Consider the following 19,558-nt stretch of genomic DNA (forward strand, 5'->3'; position numbering starts at 1 on the left):
CAATACTAAATTAAGTATCTTATAAACTTCTCTTTCCCCATCCGCAAATAAGGAAGTGACATTATCTTTCATACTCCCATAGTTAATGCCTTTATCGTCATTAAGTGAGGAATTTTAATTTTATCATCCTATTTTATTCCATTATAATAAGTTTCTAAATACTATGTATTATGAAAATGCTTTTAAATCCAAGTTCTGCATAATATTTATGTCACAACAACAATTGGAAGTTATTGCGGAACAATCTGCAGACTATGAATATAATATCTACAATTACTTTGTTGTAAAGCAACAGAACTCAATAACTGCCGAAGAATTGGAGCAATACCCTAAAATTGCCTTAATGAATAAGGCTCCAACATTAACTCAAGAAGACGTAAAATGTCAAGTACAAGGAAATAGTGAAGCGTACTCAGGAAACAAATTTTGGTTGTATCCTGCAATAATAATTCCAGAAACAATCTCAAGTAGTACAAAATCACTTGTTGATATTATCAGACAAGGCATAGTAATTACATCAAATGAAGAAGGAATACTTTACTTCATTGGAGGTTGTGTAAACTATAATTCTGGTTATTGGAGATCTGGAAAATACCTAATATTCCAAGGAGGAGCACAGTTTGGAGCAGCAGGACGAATGCCCATAACAATGTCCGGAGGAACTAGGATAAACACCGCAGCATTAAAAGAATACGCAAAGACGCTCACCGAAGAAAGCCTACAACAAATTTGTGTAATACCAATACTTTCTAGATTTTCTAATCCAGCATCAGGCTGGATAAATCCAACATATTACAGAGCAGCTAATAATGTAAGTTATGAAGAATCAGTTAACGAATTAATATTGCCATCAGCGACGGCACAATTATTGACATACCAACCAGAATTAAATCATCTAGCCATAAAGCGGGAAAAGGACTTCTATTATAGGTCTGATACATCAACATACATAAGTAAATCACTACCAGACCAACTGCTTGACATAAGCTCTAGATTTCCGTATCCTTATCCAGCTTATTATACTTCTGGAATAGAATATACAGGAAACTTTCCTACACAATTATTCCTAGGATATCTAAGAGTAGTGATAGTAGATTTTCCAAAGCAATCGCCATTCTATTCAAATGATTTATTATATCCCGAGTTCTATAATGGGTATAGTAGTGATATTTTTATGTTAAATAATATGTCTATTGGTGCTCCAGTCTATCTTAGTAAGTATAATCCTAATAATGGTAAGCCTTGTACTGATTATGGTGTTTTAGGTTTAGTGAGTGCAATTACTAATTTTAATGCTGATATTAAAGGTAATATTGTTACTGATAGGAGTTTATTATCCCAACTTCCTAGCGATTTTATTGCAGGCTATTATATTTTAACGTTAGTTAAGGCCCCTGAACCCTCTAATATTGACCAGTATATTAAGTGGTTAGGGCAAGAAAATGCTGTAAACATGGTGTTAGATGGCATAAGGAAGGCTAAGAGGGCTATAAGCAGTTTAATTTCCTCTGGTATTCTTGCTGGAATTGCCTTTTCCGCAGTAATGGCTGTGGAAGAGTGGGAAAGCGAAGATCAAATAACCAGGGACGCTAAACCATATGTAGATAAGTTGAACAAACTATATAATGAAGCTTTAAACTATGCAACTAGTTGTATTGAGTCTCTTCCCAATTTGCCAAGGAACGCTAAAATTATATATATTCAACAAGTGCAACAGTATCTCTCTGGTTTAATGTATGAAGTAAACGCAGAAGCTAGTGAAGAAGATATATTATCTTGGTTAGAATCCGAAATTCAGGAGTATTTATCTAATCAAGGAATTATACCAGCTTGCCCGTAATTGATTTCATCTCTCAACAATTTAGGATTATTTTTCTTGTCATTATTTGCTTCAATTTCTTCTGCTAGTAATTTTTGAGCAAACCTTTTGCACTTTTCTTCAGCCATTATTAAATTAGCTTATCTTTTACAGAAACGGGGGTTAAGGGGACGGAAAGTGGATGGATAGCCCAAGAAAGTTTTTAGTGACTCCCCAGCTCGAGTGTGGGAGGGGTAACCAGCATTCCTCTCTTCAAAGGGACTAGATGAATGAAATTCCCTCAAACAGTTCTCTGGACCACCCGAATCGATGGTGGTAACGATGAACTACTTTGGGAGGGAACCCTTTAGGAGGAAGTCAGATTCTCAGCCAAGTGATAATCTCAAATTGGTAATTTCCTAATATTGTCCTTAAATTGTGCAAATCAAGAGTTATAGCAATCCTTATCTACGCTAATACTTTCATCATTACAATAACGAATAATAAAAACTAAATTTGTCACTATCCTCAGATTGCAGAGAATTGTAAATATCATTAGCAATTATCTAACTTCGTCCTTACACTTCTTTAAATCTTGACAATTACTAAATTCAGACCTGATAATCCTCAGAAAAACTAGACAATACTAAGAAGACGGCATAGTAAATTTCTCTAACAGCCAAACTCACAATCCAACTTAATATGGCTTCCTTCATGTCAGTAACTAAGCTAGTGAATGTACCTAGTCTTGAAACTAGAACTGCTATAATACTAGCTAAGCTATTTAAAATATCGAGGCGTATTCAGTAAGCTTATGTTTCGTTTTGCTCTTTTAATTATCTCCCCAGTTTATTCTACATTGCCTCATATTCCTCAAGTTCCTCTGAGTATATACTTTAGTGGATTTTACCAATCTTAAATGTTATCATAGTATAAATTCAGTACAAGGTTTGATCTTAAAATGAAATTTACATCTATAATATTCATAATACAAAAGAGACCAATACTTAGAAGGAGAATGTTAAATAGTAGAAGAAAACCTTATTTATTAGTTTTTAGAAGTTGTAGTGAGTAAACTTTAAATACTTACTGTAATAATATTAATATGCCGTAGTAGTCTAGCCCGGTCTAGGATGAGGGCCTGTCGAGCCCTTGACCCGGGTTCAAATCCCGGCTACGGCGCGCGTTTTAATAGAATTCGTTAACTATCTTAACAATTTTTATTGATGTTGTTTATATTTTATTTGTCTTTTTAACAAATATAACGTTGAGTCGTGAAAACTTTTTAATACTCCCCTAAATACACCGTTCTACCATAGGGTAGAACTTAATTCAAATAAATACGAGGAATGCATGAAGAACTATTCCCTAGCATTAGAAGGCATATGACAGAATAGTTAAGGCTCTAGGTTTTTTAGAATAAGCGAAATAATAATTCCTTATTGTTTTCTTAAATGCATTTTATTTCAGAACTAAGGAGGGATTGTTACTTGCTAAAGGCGCCGGGGACGGGATTTGAACCCGTGCAGGGTTTCCCCTACTGGCTTTCTTAAGCTTAGCCTCTCAAGGCCAGCCCCTTGGTCCGCTCGGGCACCCCGGCAATTATAAAATTGCCATGAGAGTTTTAATTATTAACTACTATAATAGAGTAGCCTTTGCTTTTTTTAATTACTTTTATATCGGAAAAATAGTTAGAAAATATTTTTATTACGTTATTTTCTCCTTTATAAACGACCATTTGAATAAATCCGCCTTTTTTGAGTTTTTCTGCGGACTGTTCTGCAAATTTTTGTAGAAAATCTACTCCCTTTGATAGAGGGGGGTTTGAATATATTGCGTCAACTTTTTCCTGGAGTGTAGAAAGCACGTCGCTTTTCATTACTATTACGCGGTTTTGTAAATTGTACCTTTCTACGTTCATCTTTGCTGTAGCTATGGCTAACGGATTTATATCAAGCATGTAGACTTTTAGGTTTTCGTTTTTAAGCGCTATAAAAATTCCTATTACACCATATCCGCAACCTAAGTCTACCACCGTTCCTTGTTGTGGAATTATTAGGTTTTCTAGGAAAGTTCTAGTGCCTAAATCTATTTTTTTCTTTGAGAATAAGCCTGGATGGCTTACTAGTGATAGAGGAATGCCTTCTATTACATCATTTACAATGTAAAATTCTCTCATTTCCAAGCCCTTGGGTAAACATCTCTTTTTATTAGAATTCTATTAGGTTTTATTACTTCTCCTTTTTTCATTTGCTGTATATTGTCAGAATCAACTAATGCCCTGCCTATTGCTACTCCTTCTCCCTTTAACGTTATTAAACCTACTAAGTCACCTTTCTTGAAGTTTTGATATGCTACTATTCCTGGGGCGTTTGCAGTTGCTCCATAAGCTATCGCGTTAACTGCATTATCATCTAAGATAATTTTTGGTATTCCGCAAAGACCTATCTCCATGGGGAGTAATATTTTCCTTAGATCAGTCTCGTCCTTGCAGTTTTTCCACATGTATAATGCTTCAGAAACTTCCTGTAAGGTAACTAGTCCACTTTCAGTGAATATTCCAGATCTTATTCTCCTTAGTTCTCTCATGTGTGCACCTATACCTAAAATTATTCCCATATCGTGGCATATTTTTCTCATATAAGTTCCTGGCTCTGACGAGATTCTTAATAAAAATAGTTTGTCATCTTTTCCTTCTAGTACTTCAATGTCAAAGACTTTCCTAGTCCTTAATCTTCTCTTTACTGAGGATCTAACGGGTGGCCGCTGGTAAATTGTTCCTTTAAATTCCTCTGCAATTTTTTTAACTATAGATAAATCAACTTTCTCGTGAGTTTCCATTACGCAGATGTATTCTTTTCCAGCTTTAGTTATATAGGTCATTAGTTTTGTAGCGTTTTCTAGTCCTATAGGTAATACTCCAGATACTTTGGGGTTACCCCGCCCTTTTAGGGCTCTAGGGTCCCACCGTGACCTACTTTGTTGAGGTTAAACATTTTCTTAATCCAAAAAGCTACTTCGTGGCTAGTTGGTCCTGGAGGTTTATCTAGGTTTATTATTGAATTTTTTACTAACTCTTCTATAGGTCTTTTATCTGCAAAGAAGCCGTACTTGTCCGACGTTTGGGCTTCTTTCCTTATATTCCATGGATTATTATATCTACAAAAATTATCTATCTTATATATAAAATCATAAAAAATCATTTAAATCACTGGTATCTTTATCTTTACCTTTTCTTTCATAAAGTCAATTAATCCTGCCTCTTGTAATTTCTTTTCTACTTCGTCGTCTGACGCTCCTTTTTGGATATCTATTTTTTTGTCAGTTGGCTCTAAGTGTAAAATGTTAGACCTTTTTCTTTTTACTCCAGTTATTTTCTTAGGTCCAGTTACTAATACAAAGTTATTATCTATAATATCAACTATAACGCATTTTTTACCTGCGTCTTTTCCTCTAATTTTTACGCATATTCTACCAACTTCAATTGCGGGCATTGTAATCTAAAAGAAACTTTATGCCTATAATTTAAAACTTACCTTTAATTTACCATCTATTTCCAATATTTACTGTTTCTGAGGAACTTTTTCTCCTCTTCTATGAGAGTAAGGTAAAATTTTTCTTCTCCATCAGATAATTTACTAAGAACTCTACCAGCGTTTGAAGGTCCTACTCCCGGAACTGTAAGGGCGATGAATGCGTATTTTCCATACCTTGAGAAGAGTGAAGATATTGTCCTTAATTCCTCAAGTTTCTTACTTTCGAGCCTCTTTAATTTTTCTCCCTTAAGTACTTTCCTTATTATTTCTGGACTATTTTTATCATCTGGAGTAGTAACTGTTAGGAAAACAGAATTGCATTTAGGGCATTTATCCGGTGTATTTCTTATACTAACTATCTCATTCCAGCCGCACATTATGCACAATACTTTTACATCCTTCGAAAGGAGTCTTCTTTTGAATATTTCTAACATAGCCGAGTTGGATTCCGTAGTGAAGGCTAGAAGTCTATCTAGAAAATCTTGTGATAAAGGTGAAGGTTCTGGGACTTCCAAAATATTCCAAGAGTAGTATTTTAACTCCTCAAAAATACTTAGGTCGTGGTATTTTACTGTCATTTCCTTTACTGCCTCTTGGCCAACTATCGTATCTGTAAATGCTTTAAGCAATGTACTGCTCACTTGGATATCTGAATTTAGATCTATAGCGCCAAATCTTTCTGCTTCTATTAATAATTGCCATTTGAACTGCGGGCTTTCCTTTATTGCGTTACTTACTATTTCTATTATTTCTCTTTTACTTAGCGAGGTAATGGTTTTTATTGCTTTTTCTACCATTTCTCTTGACATGGGAGTCATAGATGCAAGGACTATGTGATATGGATCGTTCCTATATGTGACTTTTATACCACTAATTTTAGAGAGGATAAAAGATATTACTGCTCCCAAAGTATTATTTCCTTTACTTCCGAAAGGAGATAAAATTACAGTGAGATCTTTATTTTGTCCTATTATCTCTACTAGAATCTCGTTGCTTTTGATCTCCGGATAACCTTTTGTCTTGTATTTTTCTAATTTTTCATTGACTTCTTCGTAAGGAGAGCTTTCTTTCATGTATTTTTCTAAATTTTTGAAGACTTTCTTGGCTATTTCTTTCTCTACTGGTATTGATTCTCCAAACCAACTTGGTAAGATTCCTTCCTTTAAAGAGGCTTTTTCTACAATTACTTTATTATCTTCTATTGAGACTACCTTCCAGAGTTTTCCTCCTAAAATGAATATTGAGTCCTCATCTAGCATAACCACAAAATCCTCGTCGAGTTTTCCTATCTTTGTATTACTCGATATTTCTATTACATCGTAAGATCTTATAGAGTCAGGTATCATGTTAACTTGGTAATAGTACTTCCAAGTTCTTGAGGAAGGAGAGAGCTTTCCATTATCTTTGATTTTAATTATTCTCTCAGATTCTAATAGAGATATTACATTATCTAATTCCTCTTCTTTTAAATTGGCGAAATAAACTGAATTTCTAATTATTTGTAAGATTTCTTTTTTATCATCATATCCTTCGAGAACCATTCCGGCAATTTGGTGTGCTAAGACGTCTAATGGGTTTTCTTCATAGGATGGTTTTTCTAAATAATTTCCTACTGCTTCTATTAATGCCTCGCATTCTAGAATGTCAAAGAGGTAATTTGATGGTATGAGCACGCCTTTAGCTTTTTTATAAAGTGAATGACCGCTTCTTCCTATTCTTTGTAGTAATCTGATAACTTGCTTAGGAGACATATATTGTATCACAAGGGATATTATACCTATATCTATTCCTAATTCTAAGCTTGAAGTTGCAACTATTGCATCTAACTTTCCTTCTTTAAAATCTTTTTCTACATTTATTCTAACATCTCTATATAGAGATCCATGATGAGTTGCGACGTTCAGGTTAAATATTGATTGAAGTTTATTGGCAAGGAATTCTGCGGTTTCTCTAGTGTTTGTGAAAATTAGAACTGGCTTGTTCTCTTTAATTATTTTACTTATTTCGTTAAGTCTAGCAGTTAGGATTACGTCAAGTCCTTCTTTTAGTGCGAGATTTTTTATATCATCGTTAGGTCTTGGAATTAACAATTTTAATTCCATTTCTTTTGTTGCATCTATTTTTACAACTTCTACGTTGCCGTTTATATCTAGATATTTTTTGGCTAATTCTACATTTCCTATTGTGGCAGAAATTCCTATTATTTGTGGAGTTCCTTTTATGAGTCTTTTGAGTCTTTGTAAAACTACTGAAAGCTCGTATCCTCTTTTTTCATCTAACATTTCCTGTAGTTCGTCAATTATTATCCATCTTAAATTTGCGAAATATTTTCTATAAAACTCATTTAGTATTATATATTGCAAGCTTTCGGGTGTAGTTATAAGAACGTCCGGAGGCTTCTCGGCAATTTCTTTTCTTTCTTTCGGAGTCGTATCTCCGTGTCTAGTCTTTATGCTTATTCCGAAAGCTTCACCAAGTCTCTTTAGTCTTGATTCCAGGTCTCTATTTAATGCTTTAAGTGGAGTTATGTATAATGTAGAAATCTCTTGTGGTCTTGAAGCAAAAATTCTGTAAAAAATTGGTATTATTGCAGCTTCAGTTTTTCCATAACCTGTTGGAGCTATTATTAAAGTATTATTTCCCTTTAGAATTATAGGGATTGCTAATTTTTGTATTGGAGTAAGTTTTTCATAGCCGAGCTTTCTTAGATTATCAACAAAAACTAGATCTTCCTGCATTAACAAGTTAATAATGGTAGTTATGAGGTAATAAGAGTATGCAAGAAATTAGGCATGGAATATTTTTGACTATAGTAATACTGGGTTTGATTTTACCTAGGCTTATTTTGGCAGGCTATCCGTTAGAATCTGTTTACACTAGCTTCGGTATTTTTGTATCCCTTTTTGTTGACGCTATTTTATCGTATATTCTGTTTGGGTCAATTATAGTATCATTGGTTTATTTTTTAACCGTACTATCGCTGATAGATATTCTTAATTATACGAATTTAGTCAATATTTACATTTTATTTCCATACAGTATGGGATTAGCAACTGCCCTATTCTTTGGATTAATTATAAGGAGAAAATATGATGATGAATTTTTATCATCCCTGAAGAAAATAAGTATTACCTTTAATTTTTACACGATTTTGGTATCCTTAGTATTTCTTATTTTGGCGATAATAATTTATTTATATATATATTATAGTCAATTACTGCTGATAGGTAGCGTTATTGCTTTTCTTTTGCTGTTAATTTCAGGTAAGAAGGAAGATTCTCCTCTAATATTGTCAAGTTGGATTTTTTTGCCTTATTTAATGTCTCAAATTGGCTCAAATAGAGAAGAAAAAGGAATTTGTATAGGCGAAATAATAGGTATACTAAAGAGAGCTTCATTTTCTTCATCCAAAATATCGACTAACAGTAATTATAAATGGGTTTCATATAAGTCTAAGTTTTATATTAATATGGAGAAGAATAAAAATTTCAATATAATAATAGTTGGAGGAAGCGGATCAGGTAAATCTCATTTAGCCAAGAATATAATAAGGAAGGGAAAATTTCATTTCCTTATTTTTGATATTCATGGAGAATACGACGTAAATGCAAAGAGGATAGATGTTTCTAAAATATCAATTAATCCTTTGTCTCTATTTGGGCAATCTCCGAGGCAAAGGGCGTTAGAAGTTGCATATATGATAAAATCTATTTTTAATTTGGGTAGCTTGCAAACCATTGATCTTTCAAACATTATTATAGACGCATACGGGGAAAAAGGTATATTTGAAGATGATGAAAGGACCTGGAATTTACCTCCGCCGAATTTTAGGGATGTATTAATGCTACTTGAGAAGAAGAAAAAACTAGTTACGACAGCGCAAGAGCTTAATAAAATTCAATCTTTAGAGCCGTACATTTATTTTTTAGCAACTAATACATTCATGGATAATTCAATAAATCTTTATGATCTAATAATTGATGATTATGTGTTAGATTTTTCAAAAGTTACAATTCCAGAAATAAAATACGTTATAATTGAAACTATCTTAAGATCCATCCTAGCATTTATGTATATCTCTGGACAATCTAATTTTAGGAAAATGATAGTAATCGATGAGGCTCCTTTTATACTATCTAAGGAAAGTGGAGAGCAAATAATGGAGAGGCTTTTTGCGGAGAGTAGAAAATTTGGTTTTGGATTTATATTAATATCACAATCTGTAGAATATGTGAGGAAACTTATTCCAAATACTTCATATGTCTTTGCTTTAAATATTGTTGATCCTACAGAGATTGATTTTATAAGTAGATTAATAGGAGGGCAAGATCCAGATATATTTAAAGCTATTTATAATAGCTTACCGAAGTTAGAAAGGGGTTTAATTATAACAAGAGATATATTGCGGGATGAAATAATTTTGGTTCGTTCAAATTAGGTGAGATTATGTCAGACGATTACGAGAATAAGGAGGAGGAAGAACCAAAGGAGGAAAAGGAAGAAAAGACTGAGGAAGAGGAAGAAGAGTTACCTGCACTAACTTTACAAGATATAGAATTATTAATGAAGAATACTGAGGTATGGGATGAATTAATAGCTGGTAAAATTACTATTGAACAAGCTAAAAAATTATTTGAAGAAAATTACGAAGAATTAGTCAATTCGCAAAAGAAAAAGACTGTAAGAAAGAAAACTACTAAATCTAAGAAAACAAAAGTAAAAGAAGAAGAGGAGGAGTAAGGTGTTTAAGGTAGTATATGGGAGTTCATTAGATTTTTATAGATTAATAACAGCAATGTCAAAATTAGTCGATTCTCCGATATTAAATTTAACAGAAGACGGAGTAGTAGCTAAACATTTGACTGATGATAAAGTTCTCATGGGAGTTATAAATATTCCAAAAGATGTTTTAGACGATTATGAAATAGAAAAACCTCTATCATTAAAGATTACCATTTCTGATCTTAAGAAAGTACTTAGTAAGGCTAAATCAAAGAACTCTTCAATCGAAATCTCTGAGACAGATTATGGAGTCAAAATTACTATTAGGGATGAAAAATCTGGAACTAGGAGTACAATGAATTTAAAGGCTGAAAAAGGAGAGCTACAAGTATTAAAAGAACCTAACGTAAAGTTACCAGTCTCTATAGTATTTGAAGGCGATATTCTAAAAACAATAATAAGCGATGCCTCAGAAATAGGAGAAGAAGTTGAATTCTCTGCAGAAGGGGAAGAAGTCACTATATCCACAGAAGAGTCTGGAAAAAGCTATAAAGCTATTCTTAAAAAAGATCAGCCTTTAAAAGAAGTTAGCATAGAAAGTAGTGCTAAAGCAGTGTATAGTTTAGAAGTATTAAAAACTGTGGCTACAGCAAGTAGCTTTACTGATACATTAAAAATAAGTTTTGGCAATAATCTACCAATGAAAGTTGAGGCTTATACAGATAAAGGAGCTATGCTAATATTCTGGGTTGCTCCGCGTATGTAATATTTCCTTCCGAGCCCCTTTTTATTATAGCCGAATATACGTCATGTGCTCTTAAAATTCCTGTTTTCTCTCCATCTATTATTATAAAATTTGATTTTTCTCCTTCATCTATTTTATTTGTTCCAAATAATCTTGCATTTACCGTTGTAGCTTTTAATATTTCCTTAGAATAATTACTTAAAGGGTCTTGAAGCCTAGATATTAGCAAAGCCAACTCCATTTCTTTCCATAAATTTGGAGATAGCCATGCAGCGTTATCAGTACCTAATAGTATGTTAACTCCAAGTTTTATTGCATTCGCAATCCTAGGTATTCCAGTAGAGAACCATAAATTACTTCTAGGGCAAAGAACTAGACTTACGTTTTTCTCTTTTAGTATCAATAGCTCATCATCTGAAAGCCAAGTTCCATGAATTATAAGATTTGGTCTTAAATATTTCATGAAAAATTCTAGATCTTTCTTTAAATTCTGTTTCAAAGTTTCAGAAATATGTGCAGCTCTAATTTTATTTTTAAATATTTCACTTATTTTCATTAGTTCTTCTAGTGAGTACGTTGAAATACTTGATACACCGAAGCCGTCATCAATTTCTGCTAGATGTACTAGATTTTTATCGTTAAATTCATTTTTCTCTAATCTACCTAAAATAATATAATTTATTCCTTTTAATTTTCTTTTTATGTCGAGAGCTATTTTGCTACCAAAAATACCTAATTCCCTAAAGTCAGCTATAGTTGTTACTCCAAAATTTATCGAATTAGAAATAAAGTTTAATGAAAAGTTTATTAAATCTTTCTCATTTTGCTTTGATAATAATTCATATTTTAGGCTATTAGGATCTCCTACAAGTTCTTTTATCGTTTTATCTATTCCTATTTCTGGAAATGCGTAATCTAGCATGTGGACATGAGAGTTTACGAGTGATGGTATAGCAATTCCGCTAGTAAAGCTCTCCGCATTACTTGAAAATCCATTACCTATATGTGTAATATATCCATCACATATTTCAATGTTAGCATTGTCTTTAACTTCTAGGTCCTCCCCTATAAGTACCTTCCTTACATTGAGAACTTTACAATTTTCCATCTATCTTCCCTTTTGCTCCTTATTTCGTCTAAAGCTCTGGTTGCTCCTGCCATAGCGGATCTCGCATTTTTACCTATTCCTATTCCTACTTTTATTTCGTCCATATTTTCGACAATTTTGATAATTTTATCTATAGTATCTTCATCAATGAACGCTATCATATTGTCTCCTCCTAAATATTGGCTAATTCCACCAAAATCATATATAGAGTCAGATAGTTTAGAGTAAAGTCTCATTACTCTCATATAAGCTGCATAGAATGATAATTCGTGTGTTAATGATGTAAAATTATTATAATCAAAGTGGCATGCAACTACATTCTCGTCATGAATTATACTAAACTTAGGTTCATCTGATAAAGAATTTAGTATACAGTTGTGTGCATTTATTTCAGCTTCTCTAGGAGTTTTACCGAAACCTATGCACGCGCTAATTTTAGTAGGTGAAATCTCTTTAACCTTAGTATAAATTTCTAGTAAATGCTTGTTAGGTATTCCGTCGGCTAAAATTATTAAGCCGTCATATCTTACTGGTAATGCGAATCCTCCAACTCTTGATATTTCGTCATTTACAATCTTGTATATACTAGACTGTATATCTTGTATTTTCCATTCTCTATCGTAACCTAAACTTTCTGTCCATTCTTTATATCCAATAAATTCTATTAGTAAAATTTTCATTCTATTATCACTTTTTCCTCGTTCAATTTTTCTGGAATTTTCCTTAGCCTTTTAGCCATTTTGATTGCAGCCTCAACAGCTCTAGTTGCATATTCTTCAATTCTTTCTACTGCTTGTTCATGAGTTGCTCCGGGTCCTATAATTCCTAATCCTATCGGTTTTTCATATTCAACTTCGAGGTCGGAAATGAGTCTAGCTATCTGGTTAGCTATTAACTCATCATGTTTTGTTTCACCTTTTATAATTGCACCTAAAACTGCTATGCAGTCTACATCCAATTTTATTAATTTCTTTACTGCTAGAGGTATTTCAAACGATCCAGGAACTTTGAATATGACACTGACTTTAGCTCCTAGGAATTCTGCATGAGATATTGCTCTTTGTAGCATTAAATAAGTAATATCGTAATTGAATTCTGCTACAACTAATCCTAATTTAATCGATTGATCCTGCATCTTTATACCCCTGTCTTAATCCTTTTCCTGCATAAGGAGTTAGTGCGTTCTTGCCTTCCTTTACTAGGAGAACCAAATTTCTTGCGTGTTTTGACGCTCTGTCAATTGCTATTTCTTTTAGTTTTTCTTCATTATCAGCTTCGTCTTCGTGCACTGTTACATCTATTACGTGTTTTGACGTTAGCACTTGTACCATTATTAATCCAATACTAGCTGCTAAATAACTATATTTATCAAGCATAGTTTTACCTACCCAACCTAGAGTTATTACTCCATCGCATCCGCTATCGATTAGCCTTCTTGCGGCTACTGGCAGATCCTTTATCCCTGGAACCGTATACCTTATAATTTCCGCATCTGGATCTTCACTTTTTATAACTTTAATTGCAATTGCTCCCATATCTACTCTTGAAAACGTTGTATCCGCAACGCCATACTTCATTATGCTATCACCTCTTTTAGAATTTCCTTACCTTCTATTAATAAGAATCCCATATTTCTTGCATATTTTATAACTTTTTCTTTGCTCAAACTTTTTCCCTCGTCAAGCATTTCAGCTATTACTACGCTCCTTTCAAGGCCAACGTATTCTGCGAGTGTAGTTGAGAGTTCCGTATGTCCGTGTCTTTCTCCTATTCCTCTGGATAATAAAATTGGAACGTGCCCTGGAGCGTAGAATTCTGTATAAAATCTTTTCACTGCACTTTTTTCATCTTCCTTTAACTCAGATATAATTTCATGAAGCTTAAGAATAGTTAATGCTCTATCATTATCTGAAATGCCAGTTCTTGTATTGACGTGATTTACCCATAATGAGAATGCTGGCTTATCTCCATACTGAGGTAATTTAACTAATTGCTTATACTCAGAATTTAATAGGATATCTGTCTGAAATTTTAAACCAAGTTTTTTACCTTCTTCACTACCAGTAGCGTAGCAAATTAGTCCTCCCGCTTCTTTTCTTAATATATAGATTTTTTTCCAATCTATTACGCCTGCATAAAACATCATGTCCGTTTCCTCTTCTCTTCCATCGAAGTCGTATATTAGTATTGGCAAACCGTCTTCCAAGTTTTTCCTTATTTCTTCTTTAGGTATCATAAGCTATCTATTCAACAATAATATATAAGTATTTACTTATTCCTTTTTATAACTCTTAGTAATATACTACCAATTATTGATAGAATAGGTATTAGTAATATAACAATATACTCATATGTAGTCTGAATATCTTTAGTCTTACTAGGTAATGCGGCATTACTGTCTGAGTTAGTTAGGTTTGGCGTAGTAAGATTTTCTGGTTTACACACAATTATTTTTATGTACCCGATTTCTTTACTGTTATTCATTATTAATATTAAAAAAGTGGAATTATAATACGTTAAATACTCACTATTTATTATGTAGCAATATTCAGAGTTTGAACAGTTAGGAATGAGTATATGGATAAGCGATATGTTAACTCCAGTCAAATTATACGAAGTTCTTATGTATATTTCTTGTGTAATGTTGTTAAGTGAAATGTTAACTGGATTACTTACAATAGAATATATTTCTAAGATTACCTTATTTGGTGGAGAATACCCAATCTTAAATGAGAGATTAGAATAATAGGAATAGGAAACCAATGAAGAGAAGACTAGTGTTATAAGCAAAAATATTAACGCTTTAAGCATGCTAATAAATATTTAATAGAGTAAGATAAAAAGGAATGAGAAATGTCTGCCAGTCAATATAATCCTTATAATTGGAAATTCCTACTATTTACACAAGTATGGCTTATAATAATATCTATAGTTTTAACTTATTATCCGCAATATTATTTCGAGATAATAATTCTATATATTATAGTAATTTTTGGATTTACATTCTTTATGACTTACAAATCCAATCCTGTGTTTAGGGATAGAAAACTACTTTATGAAATAGTTAATGCTAGGACAATTTACGAAGAAAAAGATGTTACAAAATTAATAATGGCAGATCAAGAATATCAAAAACAATATATGGATTCTATAAAGAGAAATTTTAGAATGCTAGGATTCTATATTGTCTATTTAGCAATATTATTCTTTGCATATCAATATATAATAAAGTTTGCAGATTCTCAAGCTATGAGTTATAGGTTGCTAGTTTATTTAGCTTACTTTGAAGCTTTGTTTGGAATAGGTTTCTTTGTTAGTAGAAAGATTCTTGCGCCTTCAATGAGCAATATGGCGCCTATGGCGCTACCTAGCTACAAAATAACTGAAAAAGGTATAGTTAGCGGCAAAGGATATTCTGTCTTTCTTCATGCAAAATATTTACTTAACTCGGAAATAACGATAAATCGTGAAAAACATTATATTGAGATAGACTCAACGAAACAGAAATTACCCTATAAAGTTAGACTATATTCGCAGGATATAGATAGAGTCCTTGACTATATAGAACGTGTTAAAAGACTAGAACTTAAAAGGCAGAGTTCTGAAGGCTAGCAAAGTGGAAATGAGTATATGTAGCTAAAGTTTCTTGAACTTTTACTCCGTCGTATCCGTTTTTTATTCCTTTTCCTCTTATGTTTTTGAATATAAACTTTTCTTCGTTAACTTCGACTGGAAAAGATACGTGAAATTCATGTCCTCTTATCTTTTCTCCTTTCTTAGAGAGAATAGAATCTTCTAAAGTCAAAAGTTCAGTATATCCAATGGTAAGTTTTCCTTTTGCAGAAATTCCTAAGTCGAAAATATTACTCATATTGTATTTTTTGCTATCAAAGCCTATTATATACTTGGAAGTATACATTAATCCACCGCATTCTGCTAGAATTTTTGTTCCCTTATATGACTCCTTTTTTATCCAACTGGACGTTATAGAAGATTCTAACTCTTTTAAGTAAAGTTCCGGATAGCCTCCACCTATATAAATTAAATCTGGATCTTCAACTGTTTCGTTATTTAATGGACTAAAGAATTTTATTTGGAATTTTCGTTTTAATATGTCTATATTCTCTTGATAATAAAAATTAAAAGCCGCGTCGTAAGCTATTGCAGCTACTTTCTTCTCAGTATCTAGCGTTTCTAAATCGTTAACTTCAGGCAAATCTTCAGCAGAATTAGCTATTTCAATAATTTTATCTATATCTACGTATTCCTCGAGTAACTTAGATATTGCATCAATTGCTTTCTCTGGGTTATAATCCTCAGTAGTATAAAGTCCTAAGTGCCTAGATGGCACTATTACGTCCTTTGAAAACGGTATGTAACCTAAAACTTTTACATCCTTTACAGAACTTTTGCAATAGTTGAAATGGCCTTCAGAAGAGATTTTATTAAATATTACTCCGGCTATCTTTGCATTTCCGTAATCTCTAAGTCCCTTAATTATTGCTCCAGCTGTACTACCTATATTTTCACAGTTTATGATTAAAATTATTGGAGTTTTTGTTATTTCTGATAGCTGATAAGTACTGTAATCTAGTCCTATTCCATCATAGAGGCCCATTACTCCTTCTATTATCGATATATCATACCCTTTCGAATATTTTATTAGGCTGTTAATAACGTTCTCCTTTCCCATTATAAATAAATCTAAATTTATTGAGGGAATCCCTCTTGTTGCAATCTTGTGATATCCAGTATCTATAAAATCTGGGCCGGCTTTGAATGGTCTAACTTTAATTCTTTTAGACAACGCTCTCATTAAACCAGATGAAATAAGTGTTTTTCCAGAACCGCTTCTATCTGATGAAATTAAAATTCTAGGTATGTGAGTCATATTATACCTAATGAGAAAAAGAAATAAATGTATAGTTTATGTTAAATTCAATCATGAAGTTTTCTTATGATGATGTAAGAGACTTTAAGAATATATTAACTGCTTTAGCAAAGTTAGTCGATGAGGCTTCATTAAAGATAAAACCAGATGGAGTAGAATTAGTAGCAATAGATAGGGCTCATATTTCGTTAGTGAAACTCCAAATTCCTAAAGAGGCGTTTAAAGACTACGATGTTCAAGAGGAGTTCAATTTCGGTTTTAATACTCAATACCTTCTAAAGATTTTATCCACTTCTAAGAGAAAAGAATCCATAGAGCTAGAAGCTAATGATCCTTCACAAGTTATAATAAGAATTTCTGGAGGTTTTAATAGAGATTATATTATTAGAAATCTAGACGTTTCTCCTCCTGAAGTTCCAGAACTTAATTTAGAATTTGATGTAAATGCGAGTATAAATTCTTCTGGATTCAAAAAGGCAGTAAGTCAAATTTCGGCAGTAAGTGATACCATATTATTTAAAGCAGATGAGAACGGTATTACTCTAAAGAGCAAATCTGAAACTGATGTAGAAGTAGAATTTACAAAAGAATCTGGAGGATTACAAGATATTGAATTATCAAAGCCTGCCGAGTCTACTTACTCTTGTGATTATTTAGACGATATATTAGCTTTAACAAAGCTTTCTGGCTTAATGAAAGTCTCATTCTCTGATCAAAAACCATTACAGATACAGTTTAATATGGAATCTGGTGGTAATGTAGTATACTTACTTGCTCCACAAATGGGGTGATAGAATTTAAGGCATGTATAATAGGAAGTTATCCAAAATCTATCGCATTAGGTAAGACAATATCTAGATATAGGTCAGGAAAAATATCTCAAGATAAATTAGAAAACGCCATTCTAAAAGAAGAGGAAAAATTCTTCAATATTGTAAAAGATGTTAATCCAGAATGCACTACTGATGGTTTATTTAGATGGGACGATATAGTAGATTTAACTTTCTCATACATTAATGGTCAAGAAAAAGGAGAGCTAATGAGATTTTTTGATAATAACTTTTATTATAGAAAAGCTGTAATAAAGTCTAAATTAACTCCTAAAGACGAATATAAAAACATTCTAGAAGTCGATAAAGAAATGATGAAGAAACTTGGCTTAAAATCTGGTTTAAGTGCAGTAATATTGGGACCTTTAACTTACGTTGAATTATCACAAGACGAATACTATCATAATGTAGAAGAATTATTATTTGCCTACTCCTCTGTAGTTAATGAAGTTATAAAAGGAATAGAAAGTAAAGTTGACATGATAGAAATACACGAACCTTCACTCTTCTCTAAGGGTATTAAAAAAGAAATACTCGATAAGCTTTCTTCAGCATACGAGAACATGCTTAAAGGTACTAGAAAGCCTACATTAGTTCTTTCCTATTTTGAGGTTTTAAATAAAAGACTTCCATATTTGTTTTCCCTGCCAGTAGAAAATTATGGCGTAGATGTAATAGAGAATAAAAAGAAGTTGCCTAATATATATAAATATTTTAAGGATAAGAATGTCTTCCTAGGAGTTTTAAACACTAGAAATACTAAAATGGAAAGAATAAGTACTATAAGAAGAATGGTAGAGAAGGCTAAGGAAAAAGGAGCTAAAGAAATTATGATTGGTAACGCAAGCCTAATGGACTTTATACCAGAGAAGATAGCTAAGAAAAAATTAATGCTTTTAAAGAAGGTGATACAATGATGGACGAGTTACCTATCCTACCCACAACTGTAATAGGTAGTTATCCTAGACCAAAGTGGTTAAGAGAAGCTATAAGATTACATAAAGCTGGAAAGATTTCGGATGAAGAATTGACGGAAGCATTTAATGATGCTGCTCTAGCAGTTCTTCATGATCATTATTTGGCAGGAATTGATGTTCCAACAGATGGGGAAGTAAAAAGGGATGAAATGGTTGAATATTTCGCGGAAAGATTAGGCGGTTTCAAGTTTTACGGTCCTGTAAGGGTTTGGGGTACTGCGTATTATAGAAAGCCAGCAGTTGTAGGAAAAATAGAATATAAATCACCGCTTTTAGTGGACGAATTTAATTATACTAAGTCAGTATCATATACTCCAAATGTTAAGATAACTATCACTGGTCCTTATACTATTGCCTATTGGTCGTATAATGAATACTATAAGGATATGCAGGATTTAGTATTCGATCTAGCTAAAATTATAAACAAAGAATTACATAATTTGGTAGACGCTGGTGCAAGAATAATACAAATAGACGAACCTGCAATACATTCTAATAAGAAAGACGTTAGTTGGGCAGTAGAAGCAGTAAACGAAGCTGTAAAGGGAATTAATGCTAAATTAGTTGTTCATATATGCTATGGAGATTATAGGATAGTTGCTCCGTACTTGAATGAGTTTAAGGTTGATCAAATAAATTTTGCTCTAAAAATATATAATTATAGATATCTAGAATTATTTAAAAAATATGGTTATGAAAAGGAGCTTGGATTAGGAGTAATAGACGTACATAGTAGACGAGTAGAATCTGCCGAAGAAGTTGCTAAAGATATTAAAAAATCGTTAAAATACTTCCCCGCAGAAAAGATATGGATCAATCCAGATTGCGGGTTAAAACTACTTCCTAGGAGCATAGCTTTCCAGAAATTAGTAAATATGGTAAAAGGTACAAAGATGGTAAGGGAAGAACTTAAAAAGTAGAATGTATGTAGTAAAATAAGCTAGTGATTAG

The 19,558-nt window shown here is 32.6% G+C and carries 22 protein-coding genes and 2 tRNA genes; 10 read left to right on the forward strand and 14 right to left on the reverse strand.

Annotated elements, in window-relative coordinates; all coding sequences use genetic code 11:
• The first annotated feature begins 208 nt into the window (after positions 1-208).
• Positions 209-1,840: a hypothetical protein gene (locus D1867_RS04615; protein WP_155862993.1), complete on the forward strand. Its 1,632-nt coding sequence runs from the start codon at positions 209-211 to the stop codon at positions 1,838-1,840.
• On the opposite strand, the gene D1867_RS12600 is transcribed toward D1867_RS04615, so the two are convergent.
• On the reverse strand, positions 1,813-1,947 hold the full coding sequence (locus D1867_RS12600; protein WP_276608429.1) for a hypothetical protein: 135 nt from the start codon (positions 1,945-1,947) through the stop codon (positions 1,813-1,815). The genes D1867_RS04615 and D1867_RS12600 overlap by 28 nt on opposite strands.
• 958 nt (positions 1,948-2,905) lie before the next feature.
• Between D1867_RS12600 and D1867_RS04620 the strand changes: the two genes are divergently transcribed.
• Positions 2,906-2,980, forward strand: a tRNA-Asp gene (locus tag D1867_RS04620).
• Between the two features lie 318 nt (positions 2,981-3,298).
• Here the strand turns inward: D1867_RS04620 and D1867_RS04625 are convergent.
• The 6 genes from D1867_RS04625 to D1867_RS04650 all read right to left on the reverse strand — a co-directional run bounded on the left by D1867_RS04625 (position 3,299) and on the right by D1867_RS04650 (position 8,072).
• Positions 3,299-3,398: transfer RNA gene (locus tag D1867_RS04625), tRNA-Ser, on the reverse strand.
• Positions 3,399-3,422: 24 nt separating this feature from the next.
• Positions 3,423-3,977: a class I SAM-dependent methyltransferase gene (locus D1867_RS04630; RefSeq protein ID WP_155862994.1), complete on the reverse strand. Its 555-nt coding sequence runs from the start codon at positions 3,975-3,977 to the stop codon at positions 3,423-3,425.
• A complete protein-coding gene (locus tag D1867_RS04635) occupies positions 3,974-4,708 on the reverse strand; it encodes an RNA-guided pseudouridylation complex pseudouridine synthase subunit Cbf5 (RefSeq protein WP_338078098.1) in 735 nt (244 codons plus the stop codon). The genes D1867_RS04630 and D1867_RS04635 overlap by 4 nt, the downstream gene beginning before the upstream one ends.
• Before the next feature lie 38 nt (positions 4,709-4,746).
• Positions 4,747-5,001, reverse strand: a complete 255-nt coding sequence (locus tag D1867_RS04640) for a tRNA pseudouridine synthase A (protein WP_155862996.1) — start codon at positions 4,999-5,001, stop codon at positions 4,747-4,749.
• Positions 5,002-5,292 carry a 50S ribosomal protein L14e gene (locus tag D1867_RS04645; protein ID WP_155862997.1) on the reverse strand — a complete coding sequence of 97 codons (291 nt, stop codon included), beginning with the start codon at positions 5,290-5,292 and terminating at the stop codon, positions 5,002-5,004.
• 56 nt (positions 5,293-5,348) lie between these two features.
• Positions 5,349-8,072 carry a DEAD/DEAH box helicase gene (locus D1867_RS04650; protein WP_155862998.1) on the reverse strand — a complete coding sequence of 908 codons (2,724 nt, stop codon included), beginning with the start codon at positions 8,070-8,072 and terminating at the stop codon, positions 5,349-5,351.
• A gap of 38 nt (positions 8,073-8,110) precedes the next feature.
• Here D1867_RS04650 and D1867_RS04655 point away from each other — a divergent pair, with 38 nt between their 5' ends.
• From D1867_RS04655 to D1867_RS04665, 3 genes are read left to right on the forward strand one after another with little or no spacing between them, the layout of a single operon-like run.
• The gene (locus D1867_RS04655) at positions 8,111-9,772 is read left to right on the forward strand and encodes an ATP-binding protein (RefSeq protein WP_155862999.1); all 1,662 of its coding nucleotides are present in this window, start codon (positions 8,111-8,113) and stop codon (positions 9,770-9,772) included.
• An 8-nt stretch (positions 9,773-9,780) separates the two neighbouring features.
• On the forward strand, positions 9,781-10,074 hold the full coding sequence (locus D1867_RS04660) for an RNA polymerase subunit Rpo13 (protein WP_155863000.1): 294 nt from the start codon (positions 9,781-9,783) through the stop codon (positions 10,072-10,074).
• 1 nt (position 10,075) lies between these two features.
• Positions 10,076-10,822 (forward strand): DNA polymerase sliding clamp, encoded by a 747-nt coding sequence (locus D1867_RS04665; protein ID WP_338077958.1) that lies wholly within the window; start codon positions 10,076-10,078, stop codon positions 10,820-10,822.
• Here the strand turns inward: D1867_RS04665 and D1867_RS04670 are convergent.
• The 6 genes from D1867_RS04670 to D1867_RS04695 are packed head-to-tail and all read right to left on the reverse strand — an operon-like array spanning position 10,788 to position 14,393.
• Positions 10,788-11,909, reverse strand: coding sequence for an amidohydrolase family protein (locus D1867_RS04670; protein WP_155863001.1), 1,122 nt, complete (start codon positions 11,907-11,909; stop codon positions 10,788-10,790). The two genes, D1867_RS04665 and D1867_RS04670, sit on opposite strands and share 35 nt — an antisense overlap.
• Positions 11,882-12,589, reverse strand: a complete 708-nt coding sequence (locus D1867_RS04675; RefSeq protein ID WP_155863002.1) for a GTP cyclohydrolase IIa — start codon at positions 12,587-12,589, stop codon at positions 11,882-11,884. Before D1867_RS04675 ends, D1867_RS04670 begins: the two co-directional genes overlap by 28 nt.
• Positions 12,586-13,044, reverse strand: a complete 459-nt coding sequence (gene ribH, locus D1867_RS04680) for a 6,7-dimethyl-8-ribityllumazine synthase (protein WP_013775529.1) — start codon at positions 13,042-13,044, stop codon at positions 12,586-12,588. Before ribH ends, D1867_RS04675 begins: the two co-directional genes overlap by 4 nt.
• Positions 13,025-13,486 carry a riboflavin synthase gene (gene ribC, locus D1867_RS04685; RefSeq protein ID WP_155863003.1) on the reverse strand — a complete coding sequence of 154 codons (462 nt, stop codon included), beginning with the start codon at positions 13,484-13,486 and terminating at the stop codon, positions 13,025-13,027. Before ribC ends, ribH begins: the two co-directional genes overlap by 20 nt.
• Positions 13,486-14,145, reverse strand: coding sequence for a 3,4-dihydroxy-2-butanone-4-phosphate synthase (locus tag D1867_RS04690; protein ID WP_155863004.1), 660 nt, complete (start codon positions 14,143-14,145; stop codon positions 13,486-13,488). The genes ribC and D1867_RS04690 overlap by 1 nt, the downstream gene beginning before the upstream one ends.
• Before the next feature lie 32 nt (positions 14,146-14,177).
• Positions 14,178-14,393 (reverse strand): hypothetical protein, encoded by a 216-nt coding sequence (locus tag D1867_RS04695; RefSeq protein ID WP_155863005.1) that lies wholly within the window; start codon positions 14,391-14,393, stop codon positions 14,178-14,180.
• 85 nt (positions 14,394-14,478) lie between these two features.
• On the opposite strand from D1867_RS04695, the gene D1867_RS04700 reads away from it, so the two are divergent.
• A complete protein-coding gene (locus D1867_RS04700; RefSeq protein ID WP_155863006.1) occupies positions 14,479-14,655 on the forward strand; it encodes a hypothetical protein in 177 nt (58 codons plus the stop codon).
• 107 nt (positions 14,656-14,762) lie between these two features.
• A complete protein-coding gene (locus D1867_RS04705) occupies positions 14,763-15,521 on the forward strand; it encodes a DUF2208 domain-containing protein (protein WP_155863007.1) in 759 nt (252 codons plus the stop codon).
• On the opposite strand, the gene D1867_RS04710 is transcribed toward D1867_RS04705, so the two are convergent.
• Complete coding sequence (locus D1867_RS04710; protein ID WP_338078099.1) at positions 15,496-16,791, reverse strand: cobyrinic acid a,c-diamide synthase CobB; 1,296 nt, start codon at positions 16,789-16,791, stop codon at positions 15,496-15,498. The two genes, D1867_RS04705 and D1867_RS04710, sit on opposite strands and share 26 nt — an antisense overlap.
• 62 nt (positions 16,792-16,853) lie before the next feature.
• Here D1867_RS04710 and pcn point away from each other — a divergent pair, with 62 nt between their 5' ends.
• The 3 genes from pcn to D1867_RS04725 are packed head-to-tail and all read left to right on the forward strand — an operon-like array spanning position 16,854 to position 19,527.
• Positions 16,854-17,591, forward strand: coding sequence for a proliferating cell nuclear antigen (pcna) (pcn, locus tag D1867_RS04715; protein WP_240872160.1), 738 nt, complete (start codon positions 16,854-16,856; stop codon positions 17,589-17,591).
• Positions 17,591-18,547 carry a uroporphyrinogen decarboxylase/cobalamine-independent methonine synthase family protein gene (locus D1867_RS04720; protein ID WP_420809290.1) on the forward strand — a complete coding sequence of 319 codons (957 nt, stop codon included), beginning with the start codon at positions 17,591-17,593 and terminating at the stop codon, positions 18,545-18,547. The genes pcn and D1867_RS04720 overlap by 1 nt, the downstream gene beginning before the upstream one ends.
• Entirely contained in the window at positions 18,544-19,527 is a 984-nt protein-coding gene (locus tag D1867_RS04725) for a methionine synthase (RefSeq protein WP_205737136.1), read from the forward strand. Before D1867_RS04720 ends, D1867_RS04725 begins: the two co-directional genes overlap by 4 nt.
• The last annotated feature ends 31 nt before the right edge of the window (positions 19,528-19,558 follow it).

Origin of the sequence: Acidianus infernus (assembly GCF_009729545.1) — an archaeon.
GTDB classification, from domain to species: Archaea; Thermoproteota; Thermoprotei_A; order Sulfolobales; family Sulfolobaceae; genus Acidianus; species Acidianus infernus.

What these genes read in the sequence shown, in the direction of transcription:
- D1867_RS04640 (WP_155862996.1), bottom strand. Translation starts at nt 5,001, where the DNA reads ATGATTTTTTATGATTTTATATATAAGATAGATAATTTTTGTAGATAT.
- D1867_RS04630 (WP_155862994.1), bottom strand. Translation starts at nt 3,977, where the DNA reads ATGAGAGAATTTTACATTGTAAATGATGTAATAGAAGGCATTCCTCTA.
- D1867_RS04725 (WP_205737136.1), top strand. Translation starts at nt 18,544, where the DNA reads ATGATGGACGAGTTACCTATCCTACCCACAACTGTAATAGGTAGTTAT.
- D1867_RS04675 (WP_155863002.1), bottom strand. Translation starts at nt 12,589, where the DNA reads ATGAAAATTTTACTAATAGAATTTATTGGATATAAAGAATGGACAGAA.
- D1867_RS04690 (WP_155863004.1), bottom strand. Translation starts at nt 14,145, where the DNA reads ATGATACCTAAAGAAGAAATAAGGAAAAACTTGGAAGACGGTTTGCCA.
- ribC (WP_155863003.1), bottom strand. Translation starts at nt 13,486, where the DNA reads ATGAAGTATGGCGTTGCGGATACAACGTTTTCAAGAGTAGATATGGGA.
- D1867_RS04700 (WP_155863006.1), top strand. Translation starts at nt 14,479, where the DNA reads ATGAGTATATGGATAAGCGATATGTTAACTCCAGTCAAATTATACGAA.
- pcn (WP_240872160.1), top strand. Translation starts at nt 16,854, where the DNA reads ATGAAGTTTTCTTATGATGATGTAAGAGACTTTAAGAATATATTAACT.
- D1867_RS04660 (WP_155863000.1), top strand. Translation starts at nt 9,781, where the DNA reads ATGTCAGACGATTACGAGAATAAGGAGGAGGAAGAACCAAAGGAGGAA.
- D1867_RS04705 (WP_155863007.1), top strand. Translation starts at nt 14,763, where the DNA reads ATGTCTGCCAGTCAATATAATCCTTATAATTGGAAATTCCTACTATTT.
- D1867_RS04615 (WP_155862993.1), top strand. Translation starts at nt 209, where the DNA reads ATGTCACAACAACAATTGGAAGTTATTGCGGAACAATCTGCAGACTAT.
- D1867_RS12600 (WP_276608429.1), bottom strand. Translation starts at nt 1,947, where the DNA reads ATGGCTGAAGAAAAGTGCAAAAGGTTTGCTCAAAAATTACTAGCAGAA.
- D1867_RS04695 (WP_155863005.1), bottom strand. Translation starts at nt 14,393, where the DNA reads ATGAATAACAGTAAAGAAATCGGGTACATAAAAATAATTGTGTGTAAA.
- D1867_RS04655 (WP_155862999.1), top strand. Translation starts at nt 8,111, where the DNA reads ATGCAAGAAATTAGGCATGGAATATTTTTGACTATAGTAATACTGGGT.
- D1867_RS04650 (WP_155862998.1), bottom strand. Translation starts at nt 8,072, where the DNA reads ATGCAGGAAGATCTAGTTTTTGTTGATAATCTAAGAAAGCTCGGCTAT.
- D1867_RS04670 (WP_155863001.1), bottom strand. Translation starts at nt 11,909, where the DNA reads ATGGAAAATTGTAAAGTTCTCAATGTAAGGAAGGTACTTATAGGGGAG.
- D1867_RS04645 (WP_155862997.1), bottom strand. Translation starts at nt 5,292, where the DNA reads ATGCCCGCAATTGAAGTTGGTAGAATATGCGTAAAAATTAGAGGAAAA.
- ribH (WP_013775529.1), bottom strand. Translation starts at nt 13,044, where the DNA reads ATGCAGGATCAATCGATTAAATTAGGATTAGTTGTAGCAGAATTCAAT.